Genomic DNA, 12,845 nt, shown 5'->3' with positions numbered 1-12,845 from the left:
ATTAAAACAAATTAAAAGCAACCTGAATAGCGCCATAATCCTGTACCGGGTTCCAACTAGCCGTAGCAGACACAGGAAGGATGAATTTATCGAAAATATTAAGGTCTCTATTATATATAAATCCTACGTTGGTTATGCCAGGTTCGTCTCCATAAAAATGAGCTTCCTGCGGTGCAAAAGACCATGATCCTCCAACCAATCCAGATAAAGACCAGTTGCTTTTATCTAAAATAACATAACTGGCTTCTACGTAATTTGAATATGCATTTCTTAATTGCCCTTCGTCATTTATAAAAGTATCCCTACCCTGCACAATGGTGCTCCAGGATAATTTTAATGGTACTTTTTGAAATTGATATGCTAACGTCACATCTATAAAATGTGAAGTTGCGCTACGATCATAATCAAAAATCTTAGCATCTGGAAAATCACTATAATTATTAATATCCCAAATGGCCAAAGACCATCCATTGTGCATAAAACTTACATAATAATCAAACTCGGTATAATCGCCATTGAAACCTCTACCACCCCAAACTCCGGCTTTAAAAAATCCGTTTTTAGAAGTATAATTAAGATCGACTGCCGTCATTGGTGCATCGGTAACATGTAAACCTTTCCAAAGGTGCATGTTTTTAAGCTGAAGATTAAAATGGAATAACTTAGAATCATCTTCCACCTCTTCTTCATTACGCTCTTCCACGATATTCTCTTCGCTAACCTGAGCATGAGAAACCTTACCCGCCAACAAAACTGCCAGCAGAAAAATAAAATTTATCTTTTTCATAGCATTATTTACCTAAAATTAAAAACAGTCCAGCTGCTATTGCTGCACCAATAATTGGCCCAACAATAGGAATCCATGCATATCCCCAACCGCTATCGATCTTTCCTTTAATAGGCAAAAGTGCATGAACAATTCGAGGTCCAAGATCACGAGCAGGATTAATTGCATATCCAGTTGTTCCTCCCAAAGAAAGTCCTACTCCCCAAACGATAAATGCAACAGGGATTGCTCCAATGGCTCCAAGTCCAACTTTTGTTGTAGATCCTCCAGTGCTTTCAAAAGAAGCATCGGCAAAATAAAATACCGAAATTACCAAAACAAAGGTTCCAAGAATCTCGCTCATTAAGTTCCTGAAGTTATTTGGGATTGCCGGGTCTGTACAAAAAACAGCTCTTTTCAAACCGCCTTCTTCTGTAGCATCAAAATGATCTTTATACATCACATATACGAAGAATGATCCTATCATTGCTCCTAAAAATTCACCGGCTAAATAAGTAGGTACATCTGCCCATGGAAATAATCCTCCAATAGCAAGACCAAGTGTAACGGCGGGGTTTAAATGTGCACCGCTATAAGGTCCTGCAACTACAACTCCGGCAAATACGGCAAGCCCCCAGGCTGTGGTAATACTAACCCAACCGCCGCCTTTACCTTTGGTTCCGTTTAAAATATCGTTGGCAACTACTCCACCTCCTAAAAGGATAAGTATAGCTGTTCCTAAAACTTCTGCAATAAATGGTGTCATATCTTATTACAAATTAAAGTTTAGTCCACTCTTCTAAAGCTTTTACAGCTTTATACCAACCTTTGATTCCATCTTGTACAGCATCCTGATTTTCTGTTGGCTGAAATTCTTTTTCTACCTGCCAGATCTCTTCGATCTCTTCCATACTATCCCAGTAACCAACAGCTAAACCAGCAAGGTAAGCTGCACCAAGTGCCGTAGTTTCTGTAATTTCTGGACGTACAGTTTGGGTATCTAAAACGTCACTTTGAAATTGCATAAGCATATCGTTCACTGAAGCCCCTCCATCTACACGAAGTTGCTTAATATCGATACCGCTATCTGCTTCCATAGCTTTAAGAATATCCATAGTTTGATATGCTATCGCTTCTAAAGAAGCTCTTGCTATGTGAGCGTCTGTAGTACCACGGGTGATTCCGAACATGGTTCCCTGAGCTTTTTGATTCCAATGTGGCGCTCCTAAACCAGAAAATGCTGGAATAAAATAAACCCCATCTGTACTATCTACAGATCCGGCAAGATTTTCTACATCAGATGATCTTTTAATAATTCCTAAACCATCTCGAAGCCATTGCACAACCGCTCCAGCAATAAAGATCGAACCTTCTAAACAGTATTCTGTTTTCCCGTTGATTCTCCAGGCTACAGAAGTAAGTAAGTTATTTTCTGAAACGATTGGTTCTTCACCGATATTCATTAACATGAAACAACCAGTTCCATAGGTATTTTTAACCATCCCTTTTTTAGTACACATTTGTCCAAATAATGCAGCCATCTGGTCTCCAGCAATCCCAGCAATAGGAATTTTTGATGCAAAAACGGTGGTTTTGGTATGCCCGTAAACTTCGCTAGAATCTTTAACTTCTGGCAGCATACTTCTTGGTACATCGAAAATTTCTAATAATTCGTCGTCCCAATCCATGGTATTTATATTGAAGAACAACGTACGACACGCGTTGGTTACATCGGTTACGTGCAATTCTCCCTTAGTGAAATTCCAAATAAGCCAGGTATCGATGGTTCCCATAATAAGATCACCGGCTTCTGCTTTTTCTCTGGCTCCTTCAACATTATCCAGAATCCATTTCACTTTAGTTCCAGAGAAATAAGAATCGATAACGAGCCCAGTCTTTTTCTTAATTAGGTCTGCTTTTCCATTCTTTTTTAACTCATCACAATACTCTGAAGTTCTTTTATCCTGCCAAACAATTGCATTATAAACAGGATTTCCAGTATTCTTATCCCAGACTACAACGGTTTCGCGCTGATTTGTAATACCGATTCCAGCAATGTTTTTTCCGTTCATCCCATGCTTTGTTGTGGCTTCTGCAGCTACACCAGCCTGAGTTGACCAGATTTCGCTTGGGTCGTGTTCTACCCATCCCGGTTTTGGAAAATATTGCGTAAATTCCTTTTGAGCTACAGACACAATCGTACCTTTCTTATCGAAAAGGATTGCGCGAGAGCTGGTAGTACCCTGATCCAGGGCTAACATGTATTGATCCATAACTACTTTTATTTAATTTGGGCTCATTAGAAAATGAGTAATCCCAGGCTCCCGGGAAAAACCCGAGAGCTATCTTGATTAATAATTGGTTTCTATTTTTAGATTTTAGATAGTGTAGTGTGATGCTATCTCTTTAAAATCAGCTATTTGTTTTTCTACCCATACATCATCTTTTTCTAGTTCTTTAGCTAATATTTTAGCAACTTCTGGAGCGCACTCAATAGCTGCTTTAGAATCCATAAATAACATTCGCACCCTTCTGGCCAGAACATCATCTATTGTTCTTGCTAGTTCGTGACGTGCTGCCCAAACAACTTCAGCTTTTAGAAAATCTAACCTAGGATGAAGCTTCTCTCCTAAAGATTGATCTTCTTTTATCAAATTTTGAATTTCTGGCTGGTCACTTCCGTAGATATATAAGTGATTCGACAAATCTGGATTTTCCTTTGCCCCATGAATCTTAAGATCCACAGTTTTACACTCTTTTTTAGGTAATTTACCTAAGGCTATAGCTTTATCGACAGTATCTTGGGCCATCCTTCTAAAAGTAGTCCATTTACCTCCGGTGATCGTAATCAAACCAGTTTTGGATACTAAGACTTTATGACTTCTTGAAATCTCCTTAGATTTTTCTGAACCGCCTTTTGGCGCCGCAAGTGGTCTTAAACCTGCGTAAATACTTCTTACGTCATCTCTTGTTACTTGCTTTTCCAGGTAGTTATTGAAGGTTTTAAGAATAAATTCTATTTCTTCTTCTAGTGCTACCGGCTCTAAGCTATGCTCATCTAACTGTGTATCTGTCGTACCAACAATTACTTTATCATGCCATGGCACAGCAAATAAAACTCTTCCATCTTCAGTTTTTGGAATCATGATCGCATCATCTCCCGGAAGAAAAGATTTATCAAAAACCAAATGTACTCCCTGGCTAGGTTTTACCATGTTTCGAGCATCTGGATTTTCCATTCTTAAGATCTCATCGGTAAATACCCCGGTTGCATTGATCACCGCATCTCCAAAGAATTGATGGTCTTCGCCCGTTTCCATATCTTTTGCTGAAACCCCTTTGATCTGATTCTCGTCGATCACCAGATTATTTACTTTAAAATAATTAAGCACTGAAGCCCCTTGCTCTACGCAAGTTTGTGCAACGTTTACAGCAAGACGAGAGTCATCGAACTGACCATCTTTGTAAACAACACCGCCTTTTAATTTATCTCTACGAATCGTTTCTAGACGATTCATTGTTTCCTTTTTATTAATATGAAGTGATTTTCCTAAGCTTAATTTACCAGCAAGAAAATCATATACTTTAAGTCCTACCGTGTAAAACATCCCTTCATACCATCTATAATTAGGAATAATAAAACTCTGATTCTTTACTAGGTGAGGCGCATTTTTACTTAAAAGCCCTCTTTCATATAAAGCCTCTTTTACAAGATCTATATTTCCCTGGGCTAAATATCTTACTCCACCGTGAACAAGCTTTGTACTTCTACTCGAAGTTCCTTTAGCAAAATCTACCTGCTCTAACAATAAGGTTTTATAACCTCTGGTAACACTATCTAAAGCAACACCTAATCCTGTTGCTCCACCACCGATCACGATCACATCCCATTTTTCAACAGATTTAGCCGAATTGACCAATGATTTTCTTGAGTATATATTTTTAGCACCCATAATTTGGAATCTTCTAATTTTCAGCTAAAATAATAAAATTATCTCAAAACGAAACATTACGAAATAAAATATTAGTTAAAGAAAATAAACGAAAGTGTTAATGAAAGCGTATGAAGCTGTATATTCCCTTAAAATTTATATAATTATAGGGTTTATTTCACTTTCTTTCGTTTTAGAAAAACGCTTTAAAGCAGCTAATTTTATACATTTGTAAAGGCCATTATTTTAGTTATGAAAAGACACCAACTAATTTTAGACAAACTTAATCACGAGCAACACGTAGAAGTTTCAGAACTTTGCGAAGAGCTTAATGTTTCGGCAGTTACGATTAGAAAAGATCTAAAATTACTGGAAGACAAAGGTCTTTTGTTTAGAACCCATGGTGGTGCTTCTTTAGAAAATCCATACATCAATGACAGACCGGTAAACGAGAAAGAAAAAATCTCGGTAATGGAAAAATCTGATATTGCGAAAGAAGCAGCAAAATTGATAAAAGATAACGATTCTATCATGATAGCTTCTGGAACCACGGTTCAGCAATTAGCAAAATCTATAACTAATAAAGGAGCCTTAAACGTTATAACCTCATCTTTAAATGTTGCTTTAGAACTATTGAATCATCAAAATATACAGGTGATTCAACTTGGTGGTAATTTAAGACATACTTCTTCCTCGGTTACTGGGCATTATGCTGAACATATTTTAGAGCACATTTCCTGCAATCAATTATTTTTAGGAGTAGATGGTATCGATTTGGAATATGGCTGCACCACGACCAGCCTGGAAGAAGCCTTGTTAAACCAAAAAATGATGAAATCTTCACAGCGTACGATCATCCTGGCAGATTCTTCTAAATTTGGAAAAAAGAGTTTTGGCAGAATTTGCGCCATAGAACAAGTCGACCAGATCATTACCGATAACGGAATTTCTCCCAGCCTGGCTAAAAAAATAAGAGACCTGGGAATTAAGCTTAGTATTGTTTAGTCCAGGTTTTCACAGCTTACTCAAAATCAAGTATAAAGCTTCAGTTTTAGATTCTACCTTAATTTCCCTTCTTCAGTTTTAATTAAAAGCTAATATTACTTTAAAAACTTCAAGATGTAGATTTAAAACACTAATTTAAGGGCAAGATTACAGGTTTATCCTATTAATTTTTTCAGGATAAAATAATCTTGAAGGCCTAACCACCTTCATTAAAAACTAACCAATTATTACGACCCCTTATGAAGCAGGAAGTACAGCTTTATTCTTTATTCACAGATTTCGACATTTCTCTATTCAAAGCAGGTAAACATTACAGAATTTATGAAAAACTAGGCGCACACATTATAGAAGTTAACGGTACAAAAGGTACTTATTTTGCAGTTTGGGCACCATCAGCTAAAGAAGTATCTGTAATCGGAGATTTTAATTATTGGACAGAGCACGAACATAAACTCTCGGTTAGATGGGACAGTAGCGGTATCTGGGAAGGTTTTATTCCCGGTGTTGGCAAAGGCTCCAGATATAAGTACAAGATCACCAGCAGTATTGATAATATTAAAGCTGAAAAGGCCGATCCTTACGCTCGTAAATGTGAGCATCCACCGGCCACTGCATCTATCGTTTGGGAAGATGATTACGCATGGAAAGATAAAAGATGGCTTAATAGCCGAAAAAATAAAAATGCCCTGGATCAACCAATTTCGGTTTATGAAATTCATTTAGCCAGCTGGAAACGAAAATGGGAAGAAAACAGATCGCTTTCCTATATCGAAATGGCAGATGAGTTGGTTAATTATGTGAAAGAGATGGGCTATACCCATGTAGAATTTATGCCGGTAATGGAATATCCATACGATCCTTCCTGGGGTTACCAGGTAACCGGTTACTTTGCACCAACTTCGCGCTTTGGAACTCCAGATGAATTCAAGTTTCTGGTTGATGCTTTTCATCGTAAAAACATCGCTGTGATCATGGATTGGGTTCCTTCGCATTTTCCTGAAGATGATCATGGTTTAGGCCGTTTTGATGGTTCTCACCTATATGAACATCCTGATCGTCGAAAAGGATATCACCCAGATTGGAAAAGTCTTATTTTTAATTATGGACGTAACGAAGTACGTTCATTTTTAATTAGCAATGCAATTTTCTGGTTAGACCAATATCATATTGATGGCCTACGAGTAGATGCTGTAGCTTCGATGTTATACCTGGACTATTCTAGAGAAGAAGGAGAATGGGAACCTAATATTTTCGGCGGAAATGAAAATCTTGAAGCCATCTCTTTCCTGAAAGATTTAAACATGGAGGTTTATCAAAGTTTTGAAGGCGTGCAAACCATTGCTGAAGAATCTACAGCCTATTCAGGTGTTTCTAAACCTATTTATTTAGGCGGACTTGGTTTTGGTATGAAATGGATGATGGGCTGGATGCACGATACCTTAGAATATTTTAAAAAGGATAGTATTTATCGCCAATATCATCAAAATGAAATTAGCTTTAGTCTCACTTACGCCTTTAGTGAAAATTTCACCTTACCGCTAAGTCACGACGAAGTAGTTTACGGCAAAAACTCACTTTTAGGCCGAATGCCAGGAGATGAGTGGCAACGCTTTGCTAACCTAAGATTAATGTATGGTTATATGTATTCGCACCCAGGAAATAATTTACTTTTTATGGGAGGCGAAATTGGGCAATATAACGAATGGAATTATAACTCAAGTTTAGACTGGAGTCTATTGGAATATCCAATTCACGAAGGTTTAAATACACTAGTAAAAGACCTCAACAAAGTCTATAAAAAATATCCGGCTTTATACGAAAAGCAATTTAGCCCAGAAGGTTTTGAATGGATCTCGTACGATGATAGCCAAAACTCAGTATTATGCTATCTGCGAAAAGGAAAAGAAGAAAAAGATGATCTTATCATCATCTGTAATTTTACTCCTACCGTTCTAAACGATTATCGCATAGGAGTCCCAAGACCAGGAAAATTAAAAGAGATCCTCAACACAGATAATTCTAAATACGAAGGTTCTGGTGTAAAAAATAAACCTTTAAATATCGAAAACCAGGCATTTCACGGGAAAGATTATTCTGCAGTAATTACAGTACCTCCCCTGGCTAGTGTTTTTTTCAGCATAGAATAAATCCCTAAATGTTTTTAATACCTAGAATATGATTACAAATACAGAATTAGAAAAGAAAGGAAACCTATTCCCCTCTAAATTGGTTTCTTATGAGCAAAACGGAGATTCTATTTGTTTTACTTCTGAAAATGGTGTACAACTTATAATCACTGTAGTGCGAGACAGCATGCTTAGGTTTAGGTATGCTACAGATGGAATTTTTGAAAATGATTTTTCTTACGCCATAGATGAAGATCAATCTCATGGCTACTCGGTTTTAGACCTTACTGAAGACGAAGAATTTATTTGGATAACCACAGAACAAATAAAATGTCGCATAAATAGAGTTGACATGAGAACTGCAATGTTCGATCTTGAAGATCAATTGATCCTTCAGGACGAACTTGGATTTCACTGGGAAGAAAGTTTTGAGTTTGGTGGTAACTACGTAAAAATGAGTAAGAACTCGATGGATGGCGAGAACTTTTATGGCCTTGGCGATAAACCCACCACTTTCAATTTAAAAGGAAAGCGATTAAGCAACTGGAATACAGATCAATATGCATTCGGGAAAGATCTGCCAGAATTATATAAAACAATTCCATTTTATATTGGCTTGCATAGTGCAAAAGCTTACGGAATCTTTTTCGACAACACCTTTAAAACCCATTTTGACTTTTGCCACGAACGCAGGCACATTACCAGTTTTTGGGCAGACGGTGGAGAGATGAATTACTATTTTATCTATGGGCCAAAGATCGCCGAGGTCGTTACAAAATACACCAATCTTACCGGGAGACCAGAATTACCGCCGATGTGGGCATTAGGTTACCATCAAAGTAAATGGAGTTATTATCCAGAAGCTAAAGTAAAAGAACTTGCTGCGGGGTTTAGAGACAATAAATTTCCTTGTGATGCTTTATACCTGGACATCGATTATATGGATGGCTTTAGATGCTTTACCTGGAATAAAGATTATTTTCCAGAACCTAAAAGAATGGTAGAAGAACTGGAAGATGACGGATTTAAAACCGTAGCAATCATCGACCCGGGAATTAAAATTGACGAGAAATACGAGATTTTTGCAGACGGACTAGAAAAAGATTATTTCTGTAAACGTGCAGATGGGCCTTATATGCGAGGAAAAGTATGGCCTGGAAACTGCGTTTTCCCAGACTTTACAAATCCTGAAGTTAGAGAATGGTGGGCAGATCATTACAAAACCTTAATTGCTGAAACCGGTATTAAAGGCGTTTGGAACGATATGAATGAGCCCGCCGTTATGGAAGTACCGGGAAAAACATTTCCTTTAGATGTAAGACACGATTACGACGGGAATCGATGTAGCCACCGTAAAGCACATAATATCTACGGAATGCAAATGGCTCGTGCTACTTACGAAGGAGTAAAAAAATATATTTTCCCAAAACGTCCTTTCACGATTACCAGAGCCAGTTACTCGGGTGGGCAGCGATTTAGCTCTACCTGGACGGGTGATAACCTTGCCAGCTGGGAACATTTATGGTTGGCCAACACTCAAATTCAGCGTTTGGGAATGAGCGGCTTTAGCTTTTCCGGGACCGATATTGGTGGTTTTGCAGATCAACCAACGGGCGAATTGTTTACCAGATGGATTCAGCTTGGAGTATTTCATCCATTTTGTCGCGTGCATTCATCAGGAGATCATGGAGAGCAGGAACCATGGTATTTTGGTGAAGAAGTTCTGGATATTACGCGTAAGTTCGTAGAGCTGCGTTATCAATTGCTTCCGTATTTATACACTGCTTTTTATCAATATTGTGAAGATAATGTACCTATTCTTAAGCCCTTGGTATATTTCGATCAGGAAGATGTACAAACACATTATCGTGCAGATGAATTTATTTTTGGAAACCACTTTTTAGTTTGCCCGATACAGGAACCTAATGTACAGGGACGCCGAATGTATATTCCACGCGGACGATGGTATAATTTCTGGAATGATGCCGTTATTGAAGGTGGAAAAGAGCTTTGGGTAGACGCTGCTTTAGATAGCATGCCAATTTTTGTAAAAGAAGGAGCCATTATTCCTAAGTATCCAGTGCAGCAATATGTAGACGAGCTAGAAATAGAAGAATTAAGTTTAGATGTTTACTATAAAAATGGAAAACAAAATTCGGTTTATTACGAAGACGATCATGATGGATATGATTATAAAATGGGACTGTTCAATCTAAGAACATTTAAACTTACGGGTAAATCTAAAGAGATCATTGTTCAGCAGCACGTTGCCGGAACTTACGAATCGAATCTAAAAACTATGAAAGTTACTTTTCATGGATTGCCTTTCGAAATTAAATCGGCTAGTGTAAATAATGAAGATGTAAGTCTGGAAAGTATTGGTTACGACAAAGAAAGTAACACAATTATCTTACAGGAAAACTTTACAGATCTGCGTCTAATTAGTGAATAGCATAAACTTGGGCTGTTAAACAAGCAGGTCCTGAAAAAATTCAGAAAAAAAGAAAAAGAAAACGGATTGGCTTGACCTAGTCCCCACCAATCCGTTTTCTTCTAATGTAAATTAAACTCTCCTTTTTTAGGGCAAAAAAGTGTCTCCTCGTTACTTCTCTATCAAATAATGATGTTGCAAATCATAGGGTGTTTGGCTCATCAATTCAATAAAAAAAATTTGTTTGTTTTGGTACTTATTTTGGGTAAATTCTTCAATCGATCTACTACATAAACAAAGTGCATTCGCTGCGGTAACTCTACCATTTTTTCTTGCTTCTTTCTCGATGTAGGCTTTTACTATTTTATGCTGATAGACAGATCCCGGTTTCCTTTCTGGATCTTTAGCTCTAGCATAAGTTCCCTGCATATTTTCAGCTTCGCAACAGCTTACAAACTGCTTGTTGCTGTAGACCTCGATAGTCACCTCGATCATTTCTCCGTTTGTATTTTCTACTGTTACATTCATTTTGTACTTATTTATACCCTAAAATTACTATCAAAGAGGAGCTAAATGGAAAGATTTCGATGTAGCTCATTTTATCTATCGACCAATGGTAAGTGTTAAAAGTTGGATTGAATGATTTATAGATGGCCTTTTGCCAAGAATTGTTATTTTTACGATTAAATTTTTACAAGATGTCCAAAGGCTTTATCGCAGAAGGTGAAAAATATATTCAGGAAGAAAACTTTATTGAAGCAGTTACCATAGATTGTGTGGTATTTGGATTTAATGAGGGGAAAATGGAAGTTCTTCTGGTAAAGCATGCTGAAGGAATTAGTAAAGATAAATGGGGATTACCAGGGGGATGGATTACCGAAAAAGAATCTATAGACAATTCGGCTAAAAGAGTTTTAAGAGATCTTACCGGCTTAGACAATATCTTTTTAGAGCAATTACAGGCCTTTGGTGAACCTAATCGTTTCCCTACCAGCCGTGTGATCACTATTGGATATTATGCACTGGTTAAAAGTGAAGATTATGAAATTGCCGCCGGTTTTACTGCTTCTGAAGCTAAATGGTTTTTAGTTGAAGAACTGCCAGATCTTATTTATGATCATAAATTTATCTTCGAAGCTGCCCAGGAAAAACTAAGGAATCGGGTACGACAGGCACCAATTGGTTTTAATTTACTTCCTGAAAAATTTACGCTACTTCAGTTAATGCATCTTTACGAAGAAATTCTAGATGTGAAAATGGACAAACCTAACTTCCGTAGAAAATTTTTAAAGATGAAACTCCTTGTTGATATTGGCGAAAAACAAAAGGATGTTTCGCATCGTGCTGCCAAGCTTTATAGTTTTGATGAAGAAGTTTATCAGAAACTAACTAAGAAAGGTTTTACGTTTGAGTTTTAGACGCTCCATTGAATTTCTACTTCCTTTCTAATTTTTTAGAAATCTTCTTCTTATAAATTTCGAGTTCTTTTAGGAAAGTCTCTTCGGCATCAATCGAATCATCTTCAAATCGGTTATGTCCTAAACTAATCTGATCGATCAATTTTCTATTCCGGAAGATATAAATTCCATCAAACCCACCATCAAATTTATTTTTATTCATTTGATTAGACTTGGTATCGTAGCCGAAATATTTAGCGCAATCCCGCACCAACACAAGTTCTTCATTTTCTAAATAGAATGAATAATATTGTATTCCGTAGGAAAGAAATAGTGTAACCGTAATTTTTCTTATTTCGTTGTTAGCAGCATCGTAAAAACCAATTAACTCACCTCCACCATCTAAAGATCCTTCGATAAAATCTTCATTTTCTAAAATGATAGATTGCAGAGAATCGTTATTATCCCAAGCTTTTTTGAGCTCCTTTACATCTGGATATTTTTCTATGAGATTTTGAGCACTTAAAGAAAGTCCTATAAAAAGAAATAAAATTAAACTAATCGCTTCATAAGCGCCTGATTAGTCCGGAATTTTGGTAACTTCCATAGCTGCTTCGCCGGTAAGACTTAAATAAACATACAGGTCTTGTGGTGCAAATTCGAAATGTGAAATATTAAGCTGATCTAATTGAGCATCGACCAATAAACCTTCTGCTGGCTCATTGTTTTCTTTAAGCTTTGAGTTGATTTTGGTTAATTCCTGCTGTAATTTTTCTGATAGGTTTTGCTTCGATTTTTGTAATACTTTCTTCTGAAGAAATTTATTTAGAATAATCTGAACGATCTTATTCATCAGTTTATTCTGGTTTTCACCAACAGCTTCGTAATCTTCCAACGAAAATTGATTGGTCACCGGATCAAAATTGAACTTAAGATGAATTTTAAGCTCTAATTCTTTATTTTTAAATAGAAATGTTTTGGCCTTTAATCGTAAACCAAGCGTGATATCATAATCTACTTCAGGATTCTTCTCTAGCCAGACAAATTTCACTTCAGCATACTCAGCAATGCTATTTTCTTCGTCATCTTCTTCCTGCATCTTCTCTTCGATCACCTTTTCTAAAACAGCATAAGGTAATTTTACAGGAATATTCAGAATTAATCCTTTTTGGTAATCTTCAATCATAG

At 36.9% G+C, this 12,845-nt stretch carries 11 protein-coding genes; 4 read left to right on the top strand and 7 right to left on the bottom strand.

Annotation, left to right across the window (positions count from 1 at the left end; genetic code table 11):
- Position 1: 1 nt before the first annotated feature.
- The 4 genes from INR75_RS07385 to INR75_RS07370 all read right to left on the bottom strand — a co-directional run bounded on the left by INR75_RS07385 (position 2) and on the right by INR75_RS07370 (position 4,719).
- Positions 2–787: a hypothetical protein gene (locus tag INR75_RS07385; protein WP_223091401.1), complete on the bottom strand. Its 786-nt coding sequence runs from the start codon at positions 785–787 to the stop codon at positions 2–4.
- A gap of 4 nt (positions 788–791) precedes the next feature.
- Entirely contained in the window at positions 792–1,532 is a 741-nt protein-coding gene (locus INR75_RS07380) for an MIP/aquaporin family protein (RefSeq protein WP_223091400.1), read from the bottom strand.
- 13 nt (positions 1,533–1,545) lie between these two features.
- On the bottom strand, positions 1,546–3,039 hold the full coding sequence (gene glpK / locus INR75_RS07375) for a glycerol kinase GlpK (RefSeq protein WP_092540296.1): 1,494 nt from the start codon (positions 3,037–3,039) through the stop codon (positions 1,546–1,548).
- A gap of 105 nt (positions 3,040–3,144) precedes the next feature.
- A complete protein-coding gene (locus INR75_RS07370; RefSeq protein ID WP_223091399.1) occupies positions 3,145–4,719 on the bottom strand; it encodes a glycerol-3-phosphate dehydrogenase/oxidase in 1,575 nt (524 codons plus the stop codon).
- Positions 4,720–4,950: 231 nt separating this feature from the next.
- On the opposite strand from INR75_RS07370, the gene INR75_RS07365 reads away from it, so the two are divergent.
- The 3 genes from INR75_RS07365 (at position 4,951) to INR75_RS07355 (ending at position 10,281) form a co-directional block, all read left to right on the top strand.
- Entirely contained in the window at positions 4,951–5,703 is a 753-nt protein-coding gene (locus INR75_RS07365; protein ID WP_223091398.1) for a DeoR/GlpR family DNA-binding transcription regulator, read from the top strand.
- 239 nt (positions 5,704–5,942) lie between these two features.
- The gene (gene glgB / locus INR75_RS07360) at positions 5,943–7,850 is read left to right on the top strand and encodes a 1,4-alpha-glucan branching protein GlgB (RefSeq protein ID WP_223091397.1); all 1,908 of its coding nucleotides are present in this window, start codon (positions 5,943–5,945) and stop codon (positions 7,848–7,850) included.
- 28 nt (positions 7,851–7,878) lie between these two features.
- Entirely contained in the window at positions 7,879–10,281 is a 2,403-nt protein-coding gene (locus INR75_RS07355) for a glycoside hydrolase family 31 protein (RefSeq protein WP_223091396.1), read from the top strand.
- A 150-nt stretch (positions 10,282–10,431) separates the two neighbouring features.
- On the opposite strand, the gene INR75_RS07350 is transcribed toward INR75_RS07355, so the two are convergent.
- Complete coding sequence (locus tag INR75_RS07350; protein ID WP_092540291.1) at positions 10,432–10,788, bottom strand: hypothetical protein; 357 nt, start codon at positions 10,786–10,788, stop codon at positions 10,432–10,434.
- Positions 10,789–10,958: 170 nt separating this feature from the next.
- Between INR75_RS07350 and INR75_RS07345 the strand changes: the two genes are divergently transcribed.
- Positions 10,959–11,678, top strand: coding sequence for an NUDIX domain-containing protein (locus tag INR75_RS07345; protein WP_223091395.1), 720 nt, complete (start codon positions 10,959–10,961; stop codon positions 11,676–11,678).
- 16 nt (positions 11,679–11,694) lie between these two features.
- On the opposite strand, the gene INR75_RS07340 is transcribed toward INR75_RS07345, so the two are convergent.
- On the bottom strand, positions 11,695–11,880 hold the full coding sequence (locus INR75_RS07340; protein WP_223091394.1) for a hypothetical protein: 186 nt from the start codon (positions 11,878–11,880) through the stop codon (positions 11,695–11,697).
- A 357-nt stretch (positions 11,881–12,237) separates the two neighbouring features.
- Positions 12,238–12,843: a DUF4403 family protein gene (locus INR75_RS07335; protein ID WP_223091393.1), complete on the bottom strand. Its 606-nt coding sequence runs from the start codon at positions 12,841–12,843 to the stop codon at positions 12,238–12,240.
- Between the last annotated feature and the right edge of the window lie 2 nt (positions 12,844–12,845).

Source organism: Zunongwangia sp. SCSIO 43204 (assembly GCF_019904275.1).
Taxonomy (GTDB): domain Bacteria; phylum Bacteroidota; class Bacteroidia; order Flavobacteriales; family Flavobacteriaceae; genus Zunongwangia; species Zunongwangia mangrovi.
Note: the sequence above shows the minus strand (reverse complement) of the source record. Positions and strands in the feature narration are given on the sequence as shown.

What these genes read in the sequence shown, in the direction of transcription:
- INR75_RS07385 (WP_223091401.1), bottom strand. Translation starts at nt 787, where the DNA reads ATGAAAAAGATAAATTTTATTTTTCTGCTGGCAGTTTTGTTGGCGGGT.
- INR75_RS07380 (WP_223091400.1), bottom strand. Translation starts at nt 1,532, where the DNA reads ATGACACCATTTATTGCAGAAGTTTTAGGAACAGCTATACTTATCCTT.
- glpK (WP_092540296.1), bottom strand. Translation starts at nt 3,039, where the DNA reads ATGGATCAATACATGTTAGCCCTGGATCAGGGTACTACCAGCTCTCGC.
- INR75_RS07370 (WP_223091399.1), bottom strand. Translation starts at nt 4,719, where the DNA reads ATGGGTGCTAAAAATATATACTCAAGAAAATCATTGGTCAATTCGGCT.
- INR75_RS07365 (WP_223091398.1), top strand. Translation starts at nt 4,951, where the DNA reads ATGAAAAGACACCAACTAATTTTAGACAAACTTAATCACGAGCAACAC.
- glgB (WP_223091397.1), top strand. Translation starts at nt 5,943, where the DNA reads ATGAAGCAGGAAGTACAGCTTTATTCTTTATTCACAGATTTCGACATT.
- INR75_RS07355 (WP_223091396.1), top strand. Translation starts at nt 7,879, where the DNA reads ATGATTACAAATACAGAATTAGAAAAGAAAGGAAACCTATTCCCCTCT.
- INR75_RS07350 (WP_092540291.1), bottom strand. Translation starts at nt 10,788, where the DNA reads ATGAATGTAACAGTAGAAAATACAAACGGAGAAATGATCGAGGTGACT.
- INR75_RS07345 (WP_223091395.1), top strand. Translation starts at nt 10,959, where the DNA reads ATGTCCAAAGGCTTTATCGCAGAAGGTGAAAAATATATTCAGGAAGAA.
- INR75_RS07340 (WP_223091394.1), bottom strand. Translation starts at nt 11,880, where the DNA reads ATGAATAAAAATAAATTTGATGGTGGGTTTGATGGAATTTATATCTTC.
- INR75_RS07335 (WP_223091393.1), bottom strand. Translation starts at nt 12,843, where the DNA reads ATGATTGAAGATTACCAAAAAGGATTAATTCTGAATATTCCTGTAAAA.